This window comes from Wolbachia endosymbiont (group B) of Eucosma cana (assembly GCF_947250645.1).
Lineage (GTDB): Bacteria > Pseudomonadota > Alphaproteobacteria > Rickettsiales > Anaplasmataceae > Wolbachia.
In genome coordinates, this window is sequence record NZ_OX366334.1 from 812,554 (window position 1) to 833,367 (window position 20,814).

At 32.7% G+C, this 20,814-nt stretch carries 17 protein-coding genes and 7 pseudogenes; 14 read left to right on the forward strand and 10 right to left on the reverse strand.

Features of this window, described 5'->3' with window-relative positions; genetic code table 11:
* Positions 1-59: 59 nt before the first annotated feature.
* Both OOK99_RS03960 and OOK99_RS03965 read right to left on the reverse strand, forming a co-directional pair.
* Positions 60-2,243 (reverse strand): annotated as a pseudogene (locus OOK99_RS03960) (efflux RND transporter permease subunit); the annotation flags it as partial.
* Positions 2,244-2,252: 9 nt separating this feature from the next.
* Positions 2,253-3,264, reverse strand: a protein-coding gene (locus OOK99_RS03965) for an IS630 family transposase (protein WP_264719384.1) whose coding sequence is annotated in 2 segments (ribosomal slippage) — positions 2,253-2,801 and positions 2,803-3,264 — 1,011 coding nt in all. Because the reading frame shifts where the segments join, the coding sequence is not laid out codon by codon here.
* Positions 3,265-3,490: 226 nt separating this feature from the next.
* Here OOK99_RS03965 and OOK99_RS03970 point away from each other — a divergent pair.
* Positions 3,491-4,237, forward strand: a complete 747-nt coding sequence (locus tag OOK99_RS03970; RefSeq protein ID WP_264719455.1) for a hypothetical protein — start codon at positions 3,491-3,493, stop codon at positions 4,235-4,237.
* Between the two features lie 3 nt (positions 4,238-4,240).
* Here the strand turns inward: OOK99_RS03970 and OOK99_RS03975 are convergent, their stop codons facing one another.
* Entirely contained in the window at positions 4,241-4,978 is a 738-nt protein-coding gene (locus OOK99_RS03975; RefSeq protein WP_264719456.1) for a type I glutamate--ammonia ligase, read from the reverse strand.
* Positions 4,979-5,304: 326 nt separating this feature from the next.
* Here OOK99_RS03975 and dnaA point away from each other — a divergent pair, with 326 nt between their 5' ends.
* The 3 genes from dnaA to OOK99_RS03990 all read left to right on the forward strand — a co-directional run bounded on the left by dnaA (position 5,305) and on the right by OOK99_RS03990 (position 8,485).
* The gene (gene dnaA, locus OOK99_RS03980; RefSeq protein WP_264336680.1) at positions 5,305-6,687 is read left to right on the forward strand and encodes a chromosomal replication initiator protein DnaA; all 1,383 of its coding nucleotides are present in this window, start codon (positions 5,305-5,307) and stop codon (positions 6,685-6,687) included.
* 174 nt (positions 6,688-6,861) lie between these two features.
* On the forward strand, positions 6,862-7,734 hold the full coding sequence (gene secF / locus OOK99_RS03985; RefSeq protein ID WP_264336681.1) for a protein translocase subunit SecF: 873 nt from the start codon (positions 6,862-6,864) through the stop codon (positions 7,732-7,734).
* A gap of 73 nt (positions 7,735-7,807) precedes the next feature.
* Entirely contained in the window at positions 7,808-8,485 is a 678-nt protein-coding gene (locus OOK99_RS03990) for a hypothetical protein (protein WP_264719457.1), read from the forward strand.
* Positions 8,486-8,524: 39 nt separating this feature from the next.
* On the opposite strand, the pseudogene OOK99_RS03995 reads toward OOK99_RS03990, so the two are convergent.
* Positions 8,525-8,794: pseudogene (locus OOK99_RS03995) on the reverse strand (TIGR02281 family clan AA aspartic protease); the annotation flags it as partial.
* 5 nt (positions 8,795-8,799) lie between these two features.
* On the opposite strand from OOK99_RS03995, the gene OOK99_RS04000 reads away from it, so the two are divergent.
* Positions 8,800-10,341, forward strand: a complete 1,542-nt coding sequence (locus tag OOK99_RS04000; protein ID WP_264719458.1) for a hypothetical protein — start codon at positions 8,800-8,802, stop codon at positions 10,339-10,341.
* Positions 10,342-10,479: 138 nt separating this feature from the next.
* On the opposite strand, the pseudogene OOK99_RS04005 reads toward OOK99_RS04000, so the two are convergent.
* Positions 10,480-10,710: pseudogene (locus OOK99_RS04005) on the reverse strand (Rpn family recombination-promoting nuclease/putative transposase); the annotation flags it as partial.
* 50 nt (positions 10,711-10,760) lie between these two features.
* On the opposite strand from OOK99_RS04005, the gene OOK99_RS04010 reads away from it, so the two are divergent.
* The 7 genes and pseudogenes from OOK99_RS04010 to OOK99_RS04035 all read left to right on the forward strand — a co-directional run bounded on the left by OOK99_RS04010 (position 10,761) and on the right by OOK99_RS04035 (position 15,706).
* The gene (locus tag OOK99_RS04010; protein WP_264336399.1) at positions 10,761-11,108 is read left to right on the forward strand and encodes a transposase; all 348 of its coding nucleotides are present in this window, start codon (positions 10,761-10,763) and stop codon (positions 11,106-11,108) included.
* A gap of 52 nt (positions 11,109-11,160) precedes the next feature.
* A complete protein-coding gene (locus OOK99_RS07090) occupies positions 11,161-11,466 on the forward strand; it encodes a transposase (RefSeq protein WP_406719369.1) in 306 nt (101 codons plus the stop codon).
* 177 nt (positions 11,467-11,643) lie between these two features.
* Positions 11,644-12,149, forward strand: a pseudogene (locus OOK99_RS04015) (transposase); the annotation flags it as partial.
* Between the two features lie 84 nt (positions 12,150-12,233).
* A protein-coding gene (locus OOK99_RS04020; protein ID WP_264719384.1) for an IS630 family transposase occupies positions 12,234-13,245 on the forward strand; the annotation gives its coding sequence in 2 pieces (ribosomal slippage) (positions 12,234-12,695 and positions 12,697-13,245; 1,011 coding nt in all).
* A gap of 8 nt (positions 13,246-13,253) precedes the next feature.
* Positions 13,254-13,865 (forward strand): annotated as a pseudogene (locus tag OOK99_RS04025) (IS3-like element ISWpi17 family transposase); the annotation flags it as partial.
* 112 nt (positions 13,866-13,977) lie between these two features.
* Positions 13,978-14,774 (forward strand): annotated as a pseudogene (locus tag OOK99_RS04030) (helix-turn-helix domain-containing protein); the annotation flags it as partial.
* 62 nt (positions 14,775-14,836) lie between these two features.
* Positions 14,837-15,706, forward strand: a pseudogene (locus OOK99_RS04035) (IS630 family transposase).
* Here OOK99_RS04035 and OOK99_RS04040 read toward each other — a convergent pair.
* Together OOK99_RS04040 and OOK99_RS04045 are read right to left on the reverse strand one after the other, a co-directional pair.
* On the reverse strand, positions 15,648-15,878 hold the full coding sequence (locus OOK99_RS04040) for a hypothetical protein (protein WP_264719459.1): 231 nt from the start codon (positions 15,876-15,878) through the stop codon (positions 15,648-15,650). The pseudogene OOK99_RS04035 and the gene OOK99_RS04040 overlap by 59 nt on opposite strands.
* Before the next feature lie 212 nt (positions 15,879-16,090).
* Complete coding sequence (locus OOK99_RS04045; protein ID WP_264719460.1) at positions 16,091-16,987, reverse strand: Rpn family recombination-promoting nuclease/putative transposase; 897 nt, start codon at positions 16,985-16,987, stop codon at positions 16,091-16,093.
* Positions 16,988-17,115: 128 nt separating this feature from the next.
* Here OOK99_RS04045 and OOK99_RS04050 point away from each other — a divergent pair, with 128 nt between their 5' ends.
* On the forward strand, positions 17,116-17,697 hold the full coding sequence (locus OOK99_RS04050; RefSeq protein ID WP_264719461.1) for a helix-turn-helix domain-containing protein: 582 nt from the start codon (positions 17,116-17,118) through the stop codon (positions 17,695-17,697).
* 862 nt (positions 17,698-18,559) lie between these two features.
* Here OOK99_RS04050 and rhuM read toward each other — a convergent pair.
* The 3 genes from rhuM to OOK99_RS04065 all read right to left on the reverse strand — a co-directional run bounded on the left by rhuM (position 18,560) and on the right by OOK99_RS04065 (position 19,958).
* Positions 18,560-18,835: a RhuM family protein gene (rhuM, locus tag OOK99_RS04055; RefSeq protein WP_319803425.1), complete on the reverse strand. Its 276-nt coding sequence runs from the start codon at positions 18,833-18,835 to the stop codon at positions 18,560-18,562.
* Positions 18,768-18,950, reverse strand: coding sequence for a virulence RhuM family protein (locus OOK99_RS04060; RefSeq protein ID WP_264719463.1), 183 nt, complete (start codon positions 18,948-18,950; stop codon positions 18,768-18,770). Before OOK99_RS04060 ends, rhuM begins: the two co-directional genes overlap by 68 nt.
* Positions 18,947-19,958 (reverse strand): IS630 family transposase gene (locus tag OOK99_RS04065; RefSeq protein WP_264719384.1). Its coding sequence is split into 2 segments (ribosomal slippage): positions 18,947-19,495 and positions 19,497-19,958, totalling 1,011 coding nucleotides; the frame shifts between segments, so codons are not numbered across the junction. Before OOK99_RS04065 ends, OOK99_RS04060 begins: the two co-directional genes overlap by 4 nt.
* A gap of 30 nt (positions 19,959-19,988) precedes the next feature.
* Between OOK99_RS04065 and OOK99_RS04070 the strand changes: the two genes are divergently transcribed.
* Positions 19,989-20,783, forward strand: coding sequence for a hypothetical protein (locus OOK99_RS04070; protein WP_264719464.1), 795 nt, complete (start codon positions 19,989-19,991; stop codon positions 20,781-20,783).
* Positions 20,784-20,814 lie beyond the last annotated feature (31 nt).

Consider the following 20,814-nt stretch of genomic DNA (forward strand, 5'->3'; position numbering starts at 1 on the left):
ATTATAGCTTCAACAGGTAAAAAACGCTATCTTAAATGTTAAATGATTGCTAATTTAAGTCAAGTTTTTTCATGTCTTTGTATGATAAGCAATGCCGGAGTAAAGAATAAAGTTAAGACCGTTGCAGTCAATATTCCACTTGCTATGGTTGCTGAAATATCAACCCACCACTGACTTGATGGAGCATCATATGTGATTTGTAGCGTAAAAAAACTGATATTTAACCTAGTAATCATCGGTATTAAACCAAGAACTATAGTTGCAACGGTAAGTAGTATTGGCCTGATGCGAGAAATTGAAGCGTTTATTATACATTGCTTAATGTTATTTTTGCGCACCTTAATTTGCTGATGAAAGGCATCAAGCAATAGTATATTATTATTCACTATAATTCCTGCTAAAGCAATTATCCCCACTCCACACATGACAACTACAAAAACTTTCTGAATAAGAAAGAAAATGAAAAATACACATGTTGTTGATAAAAACACTGCTGTCATTACGATAAATGTATAGTATATGTTGTTAAACTGTGCCACTAGCACCAATATCATCAATGTAATTGCTAATATAAAAGCCTTTAATAAAAATGCTCCTGATTTTTGTTGATCTTCCTTGTCACCTTTGAAATCAATCTTTACTCCTTTACTACAGTCTTGAGTAATCGAATTTTGAATGAACTTAACTCTTTCATCAACAAGATAGCCAGTATCAACGTCAGCAGAGATTGTTACTGTGCGTGATCCATCAATCCTACTTAGTTTATTTGCCTTTTTTTCGGGAACGTATTTCACTATGCTACTCATAGAATATGGTCCATTTGCTGTATTAATAAAAAGGTTATCTATAGTTTTCATGTTGCGATTCTTTCTGGGAAAGCGTAGTACAATATCAATTTCTTCATCTGCGTTATTTGGTCTATATTTTCCAATTAATACTCCATTTGTAACCATCTTTATAAAATCACCGATGGTTGCAACACTTACTCCAGAGCTTGTAGCCTTACTCTTATCAATACTAATATTCCACTCTATTTCAGGTGCTGATCTACTATCTTGAATATTTATAAATCCAGATGAAGGTTGGTCCATAATTTTTAGGATTTTCTCTGCTACTGAATTCAAGTTGGATGCACTTCCGCTTAAGTTAATTTGTATTGGCTTGTCAGCTGATGGTCCTGACTTTTGTTCCTGTACATCAATTATTACTCCTTTTATGTTTTGCACACTGCTCCTTATATCATTTAGTATTTGCTTGGCTTTGCGCCTGCAGCGCCAATCTACAAGTTCCAATTGAATTTTGGCAATAACGTTGTCTGAAAATTTTCCTGACCGAGCATAAAAAACATAAATTTCTTTTTCAACACCCAAAATACGTTCTTCTACTTTCTTAAGTATCAAATCTCGTTCTTTGGCTGATAAGCTTTCTTTTACTTTAACGCTGATTAAAATGTTATCTGAATCTACATTCGGAAAGAACTTTAATCCAGGACCAAAAGTAAAATATAATATACTAGACAAAAATAAAACAAATACAACAACACATACAAATTTTTTGGGGTGATCTAAGACTTTCTCTAACATACGTACATAAGTTCTTATTATAAGCCCAGTATTTTTTACCTTACCACTTTCTATAGCACTCATTCTTATTATTTCTTTTTTTGAAGTTATTGAAGGTTTACCAAATATTGCACCAAGTGTTGGTATAAAAACTAAAGCCATAATTAGCGATCCAGTTAAAGTTAGAATTATTGTAATTGGTATGTACTGCATAAATTTACCGACTGTATCGGGCCAGAGTAACAGAGGGAAAAACACTGCTAATTTAGTCAATGTTGATGATAAAACTGGATAGAACATATCATGAACTGAGGTGCAAAAGGCTTCTACTTTATCCATGCCACAAATCATCTTTCTATCAGCATATTCGCTGATTACAATTGCATCATCAACCAGCATGCCAACTGCCATAATTAAACTGAAGAGCACAACTATATTTAGAGTAATACCCATTAGGTAAAGAGCCATTATTCCTATGAGAAAGGAGCCAGGTATTGATAGTGCAACAAGAATAGCAGCCCTTGTTCCCATAAAGAGCATTATTATGGTTAATATTAGTAATACGGCAAATATTATACCATTTTCCAAGTCGTCAAGCACATCACGTACATTTTTTGACTGGTCATTCAAATAAACTACTTTTAAATTTTCAGGTAATTGATCTTTTGCTTTGTCCATTAATACCAATTCTCATTGTTGTGGAGTCAAATAGGAAACAGAGCAGAGTTGTTTAATTGTAGAAGTAGCAAGAGAGGTAAGAAATTTGCATAAAGTGCTCTCAAGCAAAGCAATAGTACTGTATATTTTATTGCGCAAAATGTTCTGTTTTATATATAACCAAAGCCTCTCAACAGGATTAAGTTCAGGTGAATATGGAGGTAGGTATATAATCTCAATGTTTTTAGGTACCTTTAAATTTTTTGACTTATGCCAACTAGCACAGTCCATAACAAGAACAGCTTCTCTTGTCCCTAGATATTGCAACATTTGCTCAAGAAATATATTCATGCAATCAGTGTTAACATTTGGTGCAAATAAGCTAAAACTCTCTCCATTTTTAGGATTAACTGCACTGTAGAGATAAAAATTATGCCTACCTAACTTTATTTTAACCCGAGTTCTAGTACCTTTTTTAAACCATCCATGCCCAACTTTCGAATGTGTGCCAAACCTTGATTCATCAAAGAAAAATAGCTCTTTTTCAGGATACTTTCCAATAACTTCATTGAGATTTTTTTTTGAATTCCTCTTGTTTACTTTTATCTTGTACGTTGTGTACTGGTCTTGGTGTAATATATGAAAATTTCATCTTTTGCATATGGCGGTGTACTGTAGATTTGCTAATATTTAAGTCGAACTTTTCCTGTATTCTTATTCTCATTTCTTTAATGGTAATATTAGGGTTTTCTTCTATCCATGCTTCAATTTGCTGTAGTTGAGCCTGATTTAATTTAGTTTTTCTTCGGCGTGATCGAGGAGCAAACAGTTTTTCTTCTCTGCCAAATTTCAAGAGTTTTATCCACGAAGTTAGTGCCTTTCTTGAAATGCAATATATTTTTGCTACAGACGTTATACTGTACTTTTTTGCTGCAATTACAGCGTTTAGTTTTTTTGAAACATATGCATTATTCCTTACTTTCTTCAGCATCTCTTTTGCTGATTTTACTACTTCTTCATCCAATAATTTTGATCTGAGTGCCATTTATACCTAAACTATTTCACTTATTTCATTATGGCTTTTCTTCCATTATTGTCTATCTGTTTCCCGTGTAACGGGAATTGGTATTACATCATATTATAGCTAAGATAAATTATATATTAATTAATCCTTATATAGCTTTATGTAAATGATTAAAATTTTTACAATTTTGCAAGCGTAAGAAAATTTCTATATAATATAACTTTAGTATGGTATTTGAGGGATTATTATGGTAGCAGTTCTAAGTGTGACAGAAGGCAAGAATAAAGTGATCGTATCTGGGTTGGTTGGTGTTTCATCAACTTTAGTATTTTTAACAGTGATTCACATTGCTGCAAAGATAGCCATTATAGTTACTGCTGCTGCAGTTACTTACTTATTACTTTTGTTGATTCATAAAATAAGAACTAAAAAAGAACAGCCTGCTGAAATTACTGGTGTTTCAGGAGATGAAGGGTATAGCAGTGTTGATGAAGGTGAAGAAAAAGATACAGAAATATCCGCAAAAGAACCAGAAAGAGCTGAAACTGAGTTAGAAGAAGAAATAATAAGGAAAAGAGCACAAGAACGCATGGAGAAAGGATCACTTGGTGGCCCGATAAATGCGTTTGGCGAACCAATTCATGTGACTATAGATGCTGAAAATAGCAATCCTGTTGATTATACAAAAACTATGGTAGTGCCTGAGAAAATTATTCTTGGCATGCCAAATGATAAAACTCTTACACAAAATAGCTCTAGCTCTGTAAAGAATCAGATGAAATCTCTTCCTGAACACATGGATGTATTTGGTAATCCACTTCCTGAGCAGCCACCAAGCAAACTTCCCAATATAGGGCCTAAGTCTAAAAGTACGCAGAAACTATCTGCTGCAGACTTGCTATTACGGTATGGGAATGTAAATAATGATGTGAGGAAAGTGCTAGAATGGCCAATTACCTCAAAGGAGTTTAATGGGTTAGGGTTTAACAGGTAGTTGCTATATCAAACTCTCCATCTTATATTGAGGATCAGATGCAATACCATACACTCTATTTGGCGGAGCAATTTTGTTCTCTATACCAAAAACTATACCTTCAATTATTGCTGTGAGTACTTTTTCAAGGTTACAATCTGCTCCAGGAACACGGTGCTCTAGGCGGCATCTTTTGGAATCGTTGCCAAAATAGGGGATTCTTATTGCAGCAGTTCTGTTATTCACTCCCCAACTAATCGTCGTTGGAGTATGAATATCTGGGTACTGAAATCTTAAATATGAATCATCATTTGGAGCAAAAAACAACATATGTTTTTTCATCATTGCACATAATCCACCTATGCTGTGAATCAGGTGGTCACTATATTTTTGCTTATTGCTATAAAATAAGTTATTATTATTTGAATCCATGAGGCTAACATGTACATTTAGTGCGCTGCCTGCTCTATCCAAATAAGGTTTTGCTTTAAAAGAAACATTACCATCGAACTCTTGTGCTGTTCCAATCAGTAATTGTTTTGCCAACTCAAAATGCATAATTAAATTATCAGAGCTCGTATAACAGTCACTTTTTATTTCATATTGGTTTAAAGAACTCTCTTTCTTACAAAAAAATCCAAGAGAAGCTATTTTATTTTTGATGCTATTCAGAAATAAATATTCTTTTTTTATTCCCTCAGTGTAAAACTCCAGTTCAATACCGAATACAGTATTATGACTCAAATTACTTAATATAATCACAAATTTACTTCAATAAATTTATATTAAATCAGCTATATTTATACAAGTACTTTACTTATTTATCAGTAAATTTAATATCTTATTTATACATAATATATTACTATTTTTTAATAACATACTTCTAATCCTCGGTACAAGCGACATTTACAAATTGATTGTTTTTATTTCAAAAAAATGATCAATTTTAGTGCTTTTATACTCTTTACAACTCGTCAAAAAATCCTCATAATTTTAGGTATGTATTAAGTAGTGTTAGCTTTTTATCTTACAGTAAGCTATTGATTATCTTGCATCTTTCTGATTATTGTTCTTTCTTGGTGTGGTATATGAACTTAACTAACCCTAAGGTTTCTACTATGTTTTTTGATCAGATTATTACAGTAACGGACCACAATGTTACTTGGGAAAAAATCCAAAATTATCTCCATAATCTTTATGGAGAGGCAACATATAACAGCTGGCTGAGTTCACTAAGATTTATCAGCAACAGAAATGGAGAAGTTTTGTTGTCTGTACCAACAAGATTTATAAAGGAGTGGATTACAGTTCACTACATGGAAAAAATATTGTCATTATGGCAAAGCGAAGATCAAAGTGTATGTTCTATTGATATTCAATTAATTGAAGAAAGAAATTCAAATTCTAATACGATACTAAAAAATAGAGAGGAAAATAATCATAATCTTGGTTCACCACTGGATCCCAGATTCAGTTTTGATAATTTTGTGGTAGGAAAGTCAAATGAATTAGCATTTACAGCGGCAAAGCGTGTAGCGGAATCTATAGATCCAATATCAGGCAGCAATCCTTTATTTCTATATGGTGGAGTGGGACTTGGTAAAACACATTTAATGCATGCTATAGCTTGGGATATAGTTAATTCTCTATCAGCAAAGAGAAAAGTAGTATATTTATCGGCAGAGAAATTCATGTATCAATATATTACAGCGCTGCGAAGTAAAGATATTATGTTATTTAAAGAACAATTTAGATCAGTAGATGTATTGATGGTAGATGATGTACAATTTATCAGTGGTAAAGATAGTACACAAGAAGAATTTTTTCACACTTTCAATGCATTGATAGATCAAAATAAACAATTGGTTATATCAGCTGATAGATCTCCTAGTGATCTTGATGGAGTAGAGGAGAGAATAAAATCACGACTTGGTTGGGGATTAGTTGCAGATATCAATGAAACAACTTTTGAATTAAGACTTGGTATATTGCAGGCCAAAGTGGAGCGAATGAATATTTATGTTCCAAAAGATGTCCTAGAATTTTTAGCAAGGAATATAAAATCCAATATAAGAGAACTAGAAGGAGCATTAAATAAGGTTGCTCATACTTCGTTAATTGGAAGAAGTATGACAGTAGAATCAGCTAGCGAGACCCTAATAGATCTTCTTAGATCGAATCATAGGTCAATCACAATAGAAGAGATACAAAAGAAAGTAGCTGAATTTTTTAACATAAAGGTTGCAGATATGCAATCTAATAGAAGGCTCCGTAGTCTTGCAAGACCAAGACAAATAGCTATGTATTTTGCTAAGAAGTTTACACAAAAGAGCCTGCCAGATATTGGAAGAAACTTTGGTGGCAGAGATCATGCGACTGTTATACATGCAGTCAAACAAGTAGAAAATTTTATAAGAACTGACTCAAAATTTGCTGATGAAATCAATCTATTAAAAAAGATATTTAAGTAGTATTTTATTAATGATAACCAGGCTATTTTAATTTCTTTGATCAAATATCCTTTTCTTTCTATTTCATTAGATTAGGTGAGCCAGGTGTCAGTATTAGTAATGGTTAAAAAAACTAGAGAAAATAGCTAGTCTATTGCTTAAAAAGTATATAAAATCAAAATTTAAGTAGGAAATATGGCAGTTAGACTTATTCCGGACAATATTGATATCAAATTTAGTAAATATGGAAAAATGACAGCATTTATTAGCATTATTCTCGTCGTTTTTTCGGTGCTTACTGTTGTACTACATGGAGTGAATTTAGGAATAGACTTCACAGGTGGAGTTTTAATAGAGATAAAATCCTCAAGTGAGGATAATGCTATTCTTAATATATTAAAAGAGAATGGATTTACGATACAGAGTTCAAAAGCTGGTGATAACTTAGTTGTGCGGTTTAAAGATGAGGGAGATGAAGATAAAATTAAAAAGGTCAAAAGTATACTGGAAGAAAAATTCGGTAATGCAATAATTTACCGCAAAATAGACTATGTTGGTCCACAAATAGGTTCAACACAGATATTTGAAGGGATATCAGCCATGTTAATTGCAATTATTGGAATATTTTTTTACGTTTGGCTTAGGTTTAATTGGCAATGTGGACTTGGTGGAATAACGGCACTGGTTCATGATGTAATTTTAACTCTTGGCTTTATCAGCTTAACGAGTATTGAGTTTAATATTTCATCAGTTGCAGCTCTACTTACCGTGATTGGCTATTCAATCAATAATTCAGTGGTTATATACGATCGGATTCGAGAGTATCAAAAAAATAGAAAAGATGTAGAAATGGATGAAATAGTTGATTCCAGCATTAATTCGACCCTATTTCGCACTATGTTAACTTCAGGTACTACTCTTCTTGCCGCTCTTCCTTTAGTGCTGATTTGTACAGGTGTGGTCAGAGACTTCAGCTTAGTTATTTCTTTTGGCATTGCAGTTGGCACTTGCTCTGCAATATTTATTTCTGCTCCTATATTGACCTGCAGAGCTTTAATAAGCAGATGAAGCACAAATGTTAATATATTTATAATAAAATTGGTATATAGCTTTCATTATTCATATTATAAAGAAGTTTTTTATGGTAGATACTCTGAAATTGCAATTGAAAGATATTGACGATTTCAATTCATCAGGAGATAGTTTCGATGTTAAATTAAAGAATGGTGCAGAGTGCAATTTTGATGGAAATGATTTAAAGTGTAGGTATAACGCCAAAAGCCATAATCCGTTTAGCCAGCCTGTTCATAATCCAGATACAGATTACAGATTTACAGAACAGATAAAAATAGGGAATATTCAGTTTGATTCTAGCAAAAGTACAATTGATAATGAAATTAATAAGTTATTTAGTTTTAAAGTTAATGATGATACGGAAGGAAATTATGTCGCAGAGTATCCGGTATACTCAGATTTGGATATGGAAAGAAATATAAATATTGCCAGCAAAGATGGAGAATCTATTGTAAATATAAAAGGGTTTTCTGGGTATAATGAAAAAATTGGTAATGTTTATTTTACCGATATTTATAAAGGGGGAACACAGGCGTTAGTAAAATTTGAAGAAGACTCTTTTAAGGTTGAGAACAAAGGATTAGGTAATTTAGGCAGCAGGCTTGAGATCGAGAGTATAGATCAAACTTCAAGAGGAATTGATTTAGAAAGCAAAAGTGGAACGCTTGAATATAATGGTACTTACCAGATAAGGTACTACACGGAGCCATATGGTGATCACAATTTAGAGATTAATGTATTTTAAAGATCAATACCAGAATGCTGCTTATGTAAGCAGCATTTTCTAGTCACGATATAATATCAACTTATTGTCTCTAATAGTGAAATGAAAATACCTCAAAAAACTCATGCCAAGTAATGAATGGGACATAGAATGAGTATTAACACTAGCGTGCACATCATTAATTAAAAAATTTCCTATTTTAACTTGAGGTATTTGAACCACTCCAGCTTTTACTTGACCTTTTGCAGTTTCATATATTTTAAAGTCTTGAATGTTTTGTAAGTTAATACCAGCATGTAACGCATCTTTTTGCGATAGAACAATATCTGTGCCGCATGGGATTAGTTGGTAATGATATAGATCCTACCAAAGTACAGGGATACAATGACATCAATTTACAACATGTTGGAATGCTAATAGACCCAATATCCACTGATCTCAACAAGCCTGCACAACTTATTCAAGCTCCAGGTAGACTTAGATGCCTAAATTCTAATAGGCACTCTACATTCTTTTGCTATTCGAGTGGTGAATTGAGCCTTGACATAAACCTACTCAAAGAAGGAGATTATATTGATGCCTATAATAAATCAGTAGTAAGATTATCAAATCAACAAGCTTATGGAAACAAGCTTGCAACAGAGATAATAGATTATATTAATCAGGAAATAAAGAGCCTGAAAAGAATTGACGATTTGGCTGACCAAAGTATTGAAATTGCCTTAAATTCGTTTATAGAAATTTACAATACCAATGGGCATGACTTCAATAGAAGTAAGAAGGAATTTATTGATGTATTAAAACATGCACGAAGAAAGCTTAATAGTTATGAAAAAGAATTAAGAGATAATGGCGGTTTGGGTATTAAAATACTTAAAATGCTATATAAGGCTGTAATAACAGTTATGTATCTTCTTGATTGCTTCACGTATTACCTAGAAACAAGAAATACTTATAATGACTTTTTGAAGAAAGTTAATGAATTGAAGAATGATCTAAATGCGAATACTTATGCTCATGTTATAGCAGAATATAGCGTTAAAAATGTTCAAGAGATAAATTTGTTAAATCAGAAATTTAATGAAGTTTATCAACAAAAAGAAAAACCACAAGACGAAACTGACACTAAAAACTTCAATAATTATTTAGAGCATATGAGTGCATGTTTAAAACATCCAGTGCATCTTAAATTGTTTGATAAAATAACATTACCATTGATGAAAGGCGATTATTTGCTCAAGGTACTTGATCAGATTTATCCAGAAAAAAACAATCAAGATAAAGTAGAGAATTTGAGGGAATTCAGGAAAAATTTAAAAGACAAATCTTTTCAATTCACAAAAGATGACTTACAAAACATAGAGCAGGTACAATCTTATTTGCAGAATATAATTGAAAAGATTAACATTTATAACAGTCATTATTATAGAGTACAAGAGCGTGACGATTCTATTATTATTCCTAATGAGTTATTGAAGTGTAAGGTGAATAGTGCATCTGATGTTAAAGAGAGTAAAGAACTAGGTGAGCGTAGACAACAATACATAAAATTACAACAAACTAAAGCTGGAATTACATGTGAAAGTGACTTAAATGAGCTAGAGATTTTGTCACAAAGGGAAAATATAAAATTGGCAAAAGAAGCTGCAGATTATGTTATCTCTCCACTGCTTGGTGACTCTTCTCGTGCAGCAAAAAATAAGCAAAACTCAGAAGAAGATAAAGCAGTTATCAATAGTGTTGTTGCTAAAGCAAATGAAGTTAAAAATGATCTTGAGAAAAACGTCAAGCCTTTTACTACTGAAGAAATTATTTCACCAAGCACTGAGTTTATTAATCCTATAGCAAAATTGAAAGACACTTCGAGAGGTTTATAGGAGGTAAGAAAAAGGGAGGAAAGCTAAAAAGGAGTAGTTAAAAAATAAATATTTTAGAGAGCACAAAAGATAAAAGTTAGTGGTCACAAAGTTATTTAAGTAATACTTCTATTCAAGGTCATTTGACTCAGGGTAAGGTTAAATTAATTTCTTAATTTCATCTACCGAAAGGCCAGTGATTTTAGCGATAACATCAATAGAGACACCGGCCTTGAGTGAGTTTTTGGCTACTTCGATTTTTTCTTCTTGTCTACCTTTTTGAGTGGCATCATCGAGTTTTTGATCAAGGACAGCCTTTTCATCAAGAATACGTTTTATTTCCTGTTCATAAGCAATAAATTCTTTTTCAGACCAGTTGAACCTATTTATAGTATTTCCTAAAGTAAATGATAAAGATATAATAAGGTATTTAAGTTATAATGGCATATAGTGTGGATTTAAGGGAAAAGGCAGTATTGATGATAGAAAAAGGGAAGACAAAGGTTGAGATAGCAGAGCTCATGGAGATAGGAATAGCAACTCTGTACCGCTGGTTAAAAAAGAAAGCTGCTGGTGAAAGCCTAAAGCCATCTAAAAACGGTAGCTTTATTCGAAAAATAGACCCAAAAATACTCGAAGAATATGTTACAAAGAATCCAGATCATACTCTGGCAGAGATGAAACAAAATCTTGGATTTGGAATAAATTCAATTTGGTATAGACTAAAACAGCTAAAAATTACTTTAAAAAAAAGTCACACTATATCAAGAGCGCAATCAAGAAGATAGGCAGCAATTTATTGATAAAATCTCAAAAATAGAACATTCCAGCATCTTATATATAGATGAAGCAGGAGTTGATAATAAGTTATACCGAGAATATGGACGTGCTCCAAGAGGAAAGAAAATTTATGCAGATATTCCAGGGAGAACTCGAGAGAGAATCAGTATAGTAGCCGGGTGGATTGGAATGAGATTTATTGCACCAATGACTTTCAAAGGTGGGTGTGACAAAGAGGTATTCAATATATGGCTGGAGAAGATGTTATTACCTAAATTGCCACTTGGCACAACCATAGTTATGGATAATGCTACATTTCATAAGACCACTAAAACAAAATCATTAATTGTATTAAACAAGACTTGATCTGACACTTTAAAAAAGTAAGTTATAAAATAATAAAAGAAAGGAGTGTTAGATATGAGTACGATACAAACAAAAATACTAAAACCAAAGTTAGGGTTATTAGAACTTATAATGCACCCCATAAACTAGACCAAAAAAAAATGGTTGATCCGAGTAGGAAGGTAAAGGGGTAAAAGTATGGCAACAAAAAAATATGAACCAGAGTTAAAAGCAAAGATAGCTTTGGAAGCAATAAAAAATCAAAAAAGCACAGCTGAGATATGTAGTGAATATAAAATACCATCAACAAATCTATATGATTGGCGTGATAGAGTATTGGCAAGGTTAAAAGACCTATTTGTTGAAGAAAGTGAAAGTGCGAGAAAACAAAGAATCTTAGCGCAAGAAATAGAAAGTTTACATAAAGTAATAGGAGAATTGACAGTGGAAAATAGCTATTTGAAAAAAAAATTACTGAAATAAGCAAAAAAGATAGAGTAAGGTTTATAGAAAAAGATTCTGATCTGTCAATTAGGAAACAGGCTGATTTATTGGGGATTTGCAGATCTAGCCTATATTATAGGCCTATAATTAATAACGAAAGTGAAGTAGCAAATTTGATTCAAGAAGTATATTTGGCTTCTGATTGCCGTTATGGATATCGTAAAATTACTGCTGAAATCATAGCGAGTGGAGTAGTAGTCATACCAATTCCCGTTACACGGGAAACAGATAGACAATAATGGAAGAAAAGCCATAATGAAATAAGTGAAATAGTTTAGGTATAAATGGCACTCAGATCAAAATTATTGGATGAAGAAGTAGTAAAATCAGCAAAAGAGATGCTGAAGAAAGTAAGGAATAATGCATATGTTTCAAAAAAACTAAACGCTGTAATTGCAGCAAAAAAGTACAGTATAACGTCTGTAGCAAAAATATATTGCATTTCAAGAAAGGCACTAACTTCGTGGATAAAACTCTTGAAATTTGGCAGAGAAGAAAAACTGTTTGCTCCTCGATCACGCCGAAGAAAAACTAAATTAAATCAGGCTCAACTACAGCAAATTGAAGCATGGATAGAAGAAAACCCTAATATTACCATTAAAGAAATGAGAATAAGAATACAGGAAAAGTTCGACTTAAATATTAGCAAATCTACAGTACACCGCCATATGCAAAAGATGAAATTTTCATATATTACACCAAGACCAGTACACAACGTACAAGATAAAAGTAAACAAGAGGAATTCAAAAAAAAATCTCAATGAAGTTATTGGAAAGTATCCTGAAAAAGAGCTATTTTTCTTTGATGAATCAAGGTTTGGCACACATTCGAAAGTTGGGCATGGATGGTTTAAAAAAGGTACTAGAACTCGGGTTAAAATAAAGTTAGGTAGGCATAATTTTTATCTCTACAGTGCAGTTAATCCTAAAAATGGAGAGAGTTTTAGCTTATTTGCACCAAATGTTAACACTGATTGCATGAATATATTTCTTGAGCAAATGTTGCAATATCTAGGGACAAGAGAAGCTGTTCTTGTTATGGACTGTGCTAGTTGGCATAAGTCAAAAAATTTAAAGGTACCTAAAAACATTGAGATTATATACCTACCTCCATATTCACCTGAACTTAATCCTGTTGAGAGGCTTTGGTTATATATAAAACAGAACATTTTGCGCAATAAAATATACAGTACTATTGCTTTGCTTGAGAGCACTTTATGCAAATTTCTTACCTCTCTTGCTACTTCTACAATTAAACAACTCTGCTCTGTTTCCTATTTGACTCCACAACAATGAGAATTGGTATCAATCACAAAAAAATCTTAAGAATTATGAAAAAAATGAAGATTAGTGGGCTGTATTGTAGAAAAAGATGTAATACAAGTATTAAAGAAAAAAAGCATAAAATATATCCTTATTTACTCAAAGATTTGATTATTTGTAGAGTTAATCAGGTATGGGCTACTGATATAACATATATTATGGTAGAAGGTAAGTTTATCTATTTTGTGGCAATAATGGACTTGTATAGTCGCTATATTATTGCTCATTCATTATCACCATATCTCGATGCTGGATTTTGCCTTTATACTCTCAAAGAAGCTCTAAAACAAGGTAAACCTGAGATTTTTAATAGTGATCAGGGGGTGCAGTTTACTAGCTACAACTTTATTATGGAATTAGAGCGTGCTAATATTAAAATCAGTATGGACCATAAAGGACGTTGCTTCGACAATATATTTGTTGAGCGCTTATGGAGAACTTTAAAGCAAGAAGCTATATATTATTATAGACCAAATAGTATCAGAGATTTAAATCTTATAATAAATGATTTTGTTGCTTGGTATAACTATAGAAGGCGACATCAGACTCTACATTATAAAGTTCCTGCTGATCTTTATTATCATAAACAGTAAATGAATATATTGATAAATACTTTAAATGTGTGTCGACGTATTTATCAACATATTCATTTTAAAAATCGGATCACTTTGAAAAAAATGGTCTAGACAAATGGGTGCATTATAACTAGCAAAGCAATTAGGTAACGTATCACAAGCGTGTAAGGTGATGGGTTATTCGCGTGATACATTTTATCGATTTAAGGAGTTATATGAAAGTGGGGGAGAAGGAGCATTACATGAAATAAGTAAGAAAAAACCCCTATTAGCAAACAGAGTTTCCGAAGATATAGAAAGAGCAATAGTAAATATTGCAACAGAATTTCCAGCATATGGACAACAAAGAGCTGCAAATGAACTTAGAAAAAGGGGCATAATAATCTCAGAAGGTGGAGTAAGATCGGTATGGGTGAGAAATGATCTTGAAACCTTTAAAAAAAGACTTAAAGCTCTTGAAACAAAAAGTTATGCAAGATGGAATAATTCTAACAGAAGAACAGCTTGCAGCGTTAGAAAAAGTAAAAGAACAAAGAGAAGCTCACGGGGAAATTGATACAGAACACCCTGGTTATTTAGGATCTCAGGATACTTATTACGTTGGTAATATTAAGGGTGTTGTATCAGCAAACTTTTATTTATACTTATTCTCGCGTTGCATTTGCCAAACTTTATTTAGATAAAACAGCAATTACTGCTGCTGACTTGCTAAATGATAAAGTAATACCATTCTTTGATGGACAAAATGTACCGCTATTACGCATTCTTACTGATCGTGGCACAGAATACTGTGGTAAGCCAGAAAATCATGCTTATCAGCTTTATTTGGGAATAGAAAACATTGATCATTCTCGAACCAAAGCCAACTCACCACAGACCAATTGCATATGCGAGAGATTTCATAAGACCATGCAAGATGAGTGTTATAGCTCTTCTCATAATAGTGGGAACAGGATAAAATAGAGACTTAGGGCAATCAGAAGGTAAAAGTGCCAACAGCGTACAGTTATGACTTAAGGAAAAAAGCCATTCAGGCATTAGATGAAGGAGAGAGTAAAACAGCAGTAGCAAAGAGGTTCAAAATCGGTAGAGTAACATTGTACAAATGAGAAAAAAGGCGGAAAGAAACAGGAATCGAAGAAACTGGGGAATAGAGGCTATAATCATAAAATCACCGATTGGAATGCATTTGCAGAATTTATAAAAAAATACGGCGCTAAAACACAATCAGAGGTAGCCAAACTCTGGGGCAATATAAGTCGTCAAACGATTCATAGAGCTCTAAAAAAAATTGGATTTACACGCAAAAAAAGACTTATGGATATAAAGAAAGAAACGAAGAAAAACTAGCTCAATTTTTGAAAATCATATCGGCAAAGTCCCCTAAAAATTTGGTATATATTGATGAATCTGGTATAGACAATACAGAAGATTACCCATATGGATATTGCAGAAAAGGAGAGAGATTTCATGCACTAAAATCAGGTAAGAAAACTCAGAGAGTTAGCATGATTGCAGCTTTAAATAAGGAAAAAATCGTTGCACCTATGACCTTCGAAGGCTATTGTGATACAGAGGTTTTTAATGGCTGGTTTGAGCAATTTCTTGCACCAATTTTACAGCCTGGACAAACCGTGATTTTGGATAATGCAACTTTTCATAAGTCTAAAAAGACTGTTGAATTTGCCAAAAGCATTGGTATAGATATTCTGTATCTGCCGCCATATTCTCCAGATTTCAACAAAATTGAGCACCATTGGTTTGCTATCAAAAACAGAATCAGGAAAAACATTCCTCTTTTTAAATCTTTTCGCCAGGCTGTTGACTCTGCTTTTCTTCATTTGTTCCCACTATTATGAGAAAGGCTATATTTTCTTCTATAGCACTAAACAACTCACTTTTCGAATGCTCAAAGTTTACAGTAGTTTGTGTTGAGATTGCACCAACTGTATCTATATTACTCGCTTCAACTTCAGCAGTATTTGTTTCTGTTGTAGGTACAGAAGCTTGATTATAATCCAATTTTTTCATAACCCCTCAAAGCTAAAAATAACATAGGGGATTATATTTATAAAAGACTATATAATCAATAAGTTTTTATGTTAAAAAATATTTCTATATCTTTCCACTCTGTTTAATCAAAAACTGTAATTTTAGCAACCAGGAATTACTAGCAGAGCAGATAATAAACCTGAGTCTTATCTGAGTAATGTAGCAATAGGTAACCAATCAAAAAGACAGCTTCATGCTATCTCTTCCTGAAGTTGTTTAATTTCATCAAGAGAAAGTCCTGTAATTTCAGCTATAACATCAATAGATACACCGGCCTTGAGTGAGTTTTTGGCAACTTCAATTTTACCTTTTTCCTGGCCGATTTGGATGCCTTCTTGTCTACCTTTTTGAGTAGCATCATCGAGTTTTTGAGCAAGGACAGCCTGTTCATCACGAATACGTTTGATCTCTTGTTCATAGGCAATAAATTCTTTTTCTGACCAGTTGAATCTATTTAGTTCTTCATATGCTCTTTTAATTATTAGATCACTTCCTATTATTCTCTCTAGCTCTTCTTCACTAGTTTCATCTGCATATCTAAAGAAGTAGACCCATTTTTCAACTATACTTGAAAGCTGATCTTCTTTTGTTTTGGGAAATTTAGGCAACTCAATAAATATAAAGTAAAAATCTTTTAAATCATGTTCATTAGTATTTTCATCGCGAATAGTATGCTTTGATTTGTACTCAGACTTATCAGGAAACAGTATACAATCTGCTATAGCAATAAAGATAATTTCCTTAAGGTCATGATATTGATCACCTTTATCAGCCTGTCTTGAATAGGCTTTAGCAGCATAGTATTGGGCACGTTTTTCAAAGCCTTTAGTTTTAGCGACCTGCATTTCGACGATCACTTGCACCCCATTTTCATCTCTGCAGAGAACATCAACAATACTTTGCTTTTTAGCGGCGATATCAGGGTCTTGAATAGTACTTAAAAACTCTATATCCTTTATTGCACTTTTGCCAGTGAAGCCAAGAATGTCATTGAGGAAGTGAATAAGAATGTCCTTATTTTTTTCAGTGCCGAAGATGCGCTTGAACGATATATCATTCTTAGGATCGAGAAACTTGGAAAGAGCCATGAGAAAGTAAGATAAAAAGCATTAATGATTATACACAATTCTGAAGAAATATTCAACTAAAATGCGAACATAAAAGTTTTTGTATATCTTTATTTGGTAGTATTAACCTATATAATATCTATTTCTGTATGGCAAAGTATACTACTGTTTCCATAAGGTACCAAATAGCACAAAGAGCAAGAAGCTGGAGATTAAAGAGAAAATATACCCTGAAGGATTTAGTAGGCAAAACAGGCATAAACTATCATACGCTGCTAAGATATGAGCAAGGAACATGTGGCATTCCAATTGAAAGGCTAAAAGTGATAGCAGAAGCGTTATCAATTCCTATTAGAAATCTCTTTCCAAGACAAAAAGTACTAAAAGAAGATAGTTGTTTTGACAAAGCTAAGACCCAGGAAATGTATAATTTCATAGAAAAAACAGGAGGACACAAAGCAATTTATGCATTAACCAAATCTATCCGAGCTGAAGAAGAAAGTAATATAAAAGCAGCAAGAATAAAAATTGCAAAGAATCTAGTTAAGTCAGGGTTTGCTACTGACGTTATCTATCGAGCAACGGGCTTATCAGCTGAAGAATATGCTGATAAAGAGAGATACGAGCAAAACGGAGGACAAGAGATAAAAAAGTGGAGAATAATCAGAGGCTATACTCAAGAAGAATTAGCGAAAAAGCTTAATGTAGGACCTTCGCAAATACATCATTAAGCTGAGAAGTGGGCTACTGTAGAGGAGTTTAACATAATTCAAGGTTATACAAGTCAAGCAAACTACTATAATATCATAAAAGGTTGCTCCTTGGCTGATTTTGAGTGTTTCTTAGTTTAGAGAAAAAAACTATTATTATAAATAATAAAAATAAGGTATATGATAATACCCTATTTATATTTTATATTTTTCATTCTTATTTATTCTTTAATTTTTTAACCCTTATAGATAGCTCTCTAAAAAAAGGATTTGAGACAGGAAAGGTTAAATTCTTTTTAAAAAATTTTCTTTACAAGGCATGAAAATCGTGTTAAACTTATGTATAAGTTTCTTTCGTGATAGTAAGACTACTGAAAATACCTTTTAGTTGAGTCTAGAGTTGTTTTATAAGCGATCTTTAATCAGGTGGCTACTTGCTTTACTTAAAAATTGTAGCTAGCTTTAAAACGTAGGTTTTCTCCTTTAGTTATTAAATTTCTGTTTTACTTATAATATAAATGTCCTAACAATTAAATTACAATATGTATTCCGTTCAAGATTTTAGCCAATTTGGGAGTATTCCGGAAAAAGAGGATACGATTTGTTTGTTCTTTAAGCATAGGTGTCTAAAATTGCAGAAATGGATCATTTTTTTCTATTGAGCTTTTTCTGCATCTAAAGTTTATGTACCGCTTAAAATGGAGACAAAGATCTAAATTTATTTATTTACGTCTCCAATTTTATCATGTATGATAGAGATAAAGATTTATGTTTCCACTATTTATTGGCAGGTAGGGCTTTCTAAAGGGTGGGGACAATTTTTCACCCCCCTTGAAATTAAAACAAAAGGTGGTAGACAAGATGTCAAACACAGATAGCTCAACTACAAGCTGGTTTTTGTTGTAGTTATTTTCTCACTTTCTTTACTTGCTTTAATTAATTCATCAAAATCAGATTCATGTAATTTGTCCTGTACAACTCTGTACTTTTCGTATTCTCCTTCAGCTAGAGCTTTTGCAACTTCAGCACTAACTTTACCAGCATCTTTAAGCACTTCATAATCATTGAACAATAGAAATGCATCCAACTTTTCAACCCAATTCTGCATTTTCATTAGCCGATGCTTTCTTGCTTGAAGTTCCGCATAATCTAGATACATCGAAACAATATGCACTCAACTCTTTTTCAGTCAAGTAGTTTTTTGCAGTACTCACATCACTCTTATGAATTTTGTTGCCAGGACCATCTTTCCATGTAGTTATACCAATTCTCATTGTTGTGGAGTCAAATAGGAAACAGAGCAGAGTTGTTTAATTGTAGAAGTAGCAAGAGAGGTAAGAAATTTGCATAAAGTGCTCTCAAGCAAAGCAATAGTACTGTATATTTTATTGCGCAAAATGTTCTGTTTTATATATAACCAAAGCCTCTCAACAGGATTAAGTTCAGGTGAATATGGAGGTAGGTATATAATCTCAATGTTTTTAGGTACCTTTAAATTTTTTGACTTATGCCAACTAGCACAGTCCATAACAAGAACAGCTTCTCTTGTCCCTAGATATTGCAACATTTGCTCAAGAAATATATTCATGCAATCAGTGTTAACATTTGGTGCAAATAAGCTAAAACTCTCTCCATTTTTAGGATTAACTGCACTGTAGAGATAAAAATTATGCCTACCTAACTTTATTTTAACCCGAGTTCTAGTACCTTTTTTAAACCATCCATGCCCAACTTTCGAATGTGTGCCAAACCTTGATTCATCAAAGAAAAATAGCTCTTTTTCAGGATACTTTCCAATAACTTCATTGAGATTTTTTTTTGAATTCCTCTTGTTTACTTTTATCTTGTACGTTGTGTACTGGTCTTGGTGTAATATATGAAAATTTCATCTTTTGCATATGGCGGTGTACTGTAGATTTGCTAATATTTAAGTCGAACTTTTCCTGTATTCTTATTCTCATTTCTTTAATGGTAATATTAGGGTTTTCTTCTATCCATGCTTCAATTTGCTGTAGTTGAGCCTGATTTAATTTAGTTTTTCTTCGGCGTGATCGAGGAGCAAACAGTTTTTCTTCTCTGCCAAATTTCAAGAGTTTTATCCACGAAGTTAGTGCCTTTCTTGAAATGCAATATATTTTTGCTACAGACGTTATACTGTACTTTTTTGCTGCAATTACAGCGTTTAGTTTTTTTGAAACATATGCATTATTCCTTACTTTCTTCAGCATCTCTTTTGCTGATTTTACTACTTCTTCATCCAATAATTTTGATCTGAGTGCCATTTATACCTAAACTATTTCACTTATTTCATTATGGCTTTTCTTCCATTATTGTCTATCTGTTTCCCGTGTAACGGGAATTGGTATAAAGAATTAGAAAGAGTTCCTAAAAAGCTAGTAGATTTACTCAGTAACGGCAATGATGCTGTAGTAAGAGACTACCTTGAATATTATGGAGTAGAAGAAAGTGAAATAGATGAGTTCTGCCAGCTATCAAAAAAAGTAGCTGCTGAAAGAATAGATTTTATCTCTTCTTTAAGAGGGTTGAGTGATGAAGAACAAAGTGAGCGCAAAAAATCTACATCCCTAGGAGAAAATGAGAAAAAGCTACTTGAAGATCTTGGGGCAGTGCTTGGAATGACATTAGAAAATGGTAGTGAGTTGGTTTATGATTGGTGGCCCACACCTTCGTATTCTTGTAATGAAAGAGAACATCCATTAAGAGCACTACAAGATTTTTGTTACGAAAATAAGTACAAAGTAAAATTAGGAAATTTAGATCGCTCAGGCAATTTATCTGTAGAAGATCTTAAGAGTAAGCTTTCAGACTATATAAGTAGTCAACCATTAGAAGAATTAGAGCTTGTAAAAAAGAAATTGTTCTCGAGTAATAATCAAGGCATATATGGAGATCTAATTAACCTAGATACATATCATGCTAAGAGACTCAAGGAAGCAATAACTAAGAAGGATGATTGGTCTATCAACTATCATAAAAAAGGAATTTTAAAAGACTTAAACCAAGAACAGTTAGCTAAATTGGCAATAGGCCATTTATCAGAAGGTGATCTAAAAGATTTATATAAGGGTTTATTGGGAGAAGTATAATGCACCCATTTGTCTAGACCATTTTTTTCAA

Coding starts and splice junctions, on each gene's coding strand:
- OOK99_RS03970 (WP_264719455.1), top strand. CDS start 3,491: ATGGTAGCAGTTCTAAGTGTGACAGAAGGCAAGAATAAAGTGATCGTA.
- dnaA (WP_264336680.1), top strand. CDS start 5,305: ATGAACTTAACTAACCCTAAGGTTTCTACTATGTTTTTTGATCAGATT.
- secF (WP_264336681.1), top strand. CDS start 6,862: ATGGCAGTTAGACTTATTCCGGACAATATTGATATCAAATTTAGTAAA.
- OOK99_RS03990 (WP_264719457.1), top strand. CDS start 7,808: ATGGTAGATACTCTGAAATTGCAATTGAAAGATATTGACGATTTCAAT.
- OOK99_RS04000 (WP_264719458.1), top strand. CDS start 8,800: ATGGGATTAGTTGGTAATGATATAGATCCTACCAAAGTACAGGGATAC.
- OOK99_RS04010 (WP_264336399.1), top strand. CDS start 10,761: ATGGCATATAGTGTGGATTTAAGGGAAAAGGCAGTATTGATGATAGAA.
- OOK99_RS04040 (WP_264719459.1), bottom strand. CDS start 15,878: ATGAAAAAATTGGATTATAATCAAGCTTCTGTACCTACAACAGAAACA.
- OOK99_RS04045 (WP_264719460.1), bottom strand. CDS start 16,987: ATGGCTCTTTCCAAGTTTCTCGATCCTAAGAATGATATATCGTTCAAG.
- OOK99_RS04050 (WP_264719461.1), top strand. CDS start 17,116: ATGGCAAAGTATACTACTGTTTCCATAAGGTACCAAATAGCACAAAGA.
- rhuM (WP_319803425.1), bottom strand. CDS start 18,835: ATGTATCTAGATTATGCGGAACTTCAAGCAAGAAAGCATCGGCTAATG.
- OOK99_RS04060 (WP_264719463.1), bottom strand. CDS start 18,950: ATGAGAATTGGTATAACTACATGGAAAGATGGTCCTGGCAACAAAATT.
- OOK99_RS04070 (WP_264719464.1), top strand. CDS start 19,989: ATGGCTTTTCTTCCATTATTGTCTATCTGTTTCCCGTGTAACGGGAAT.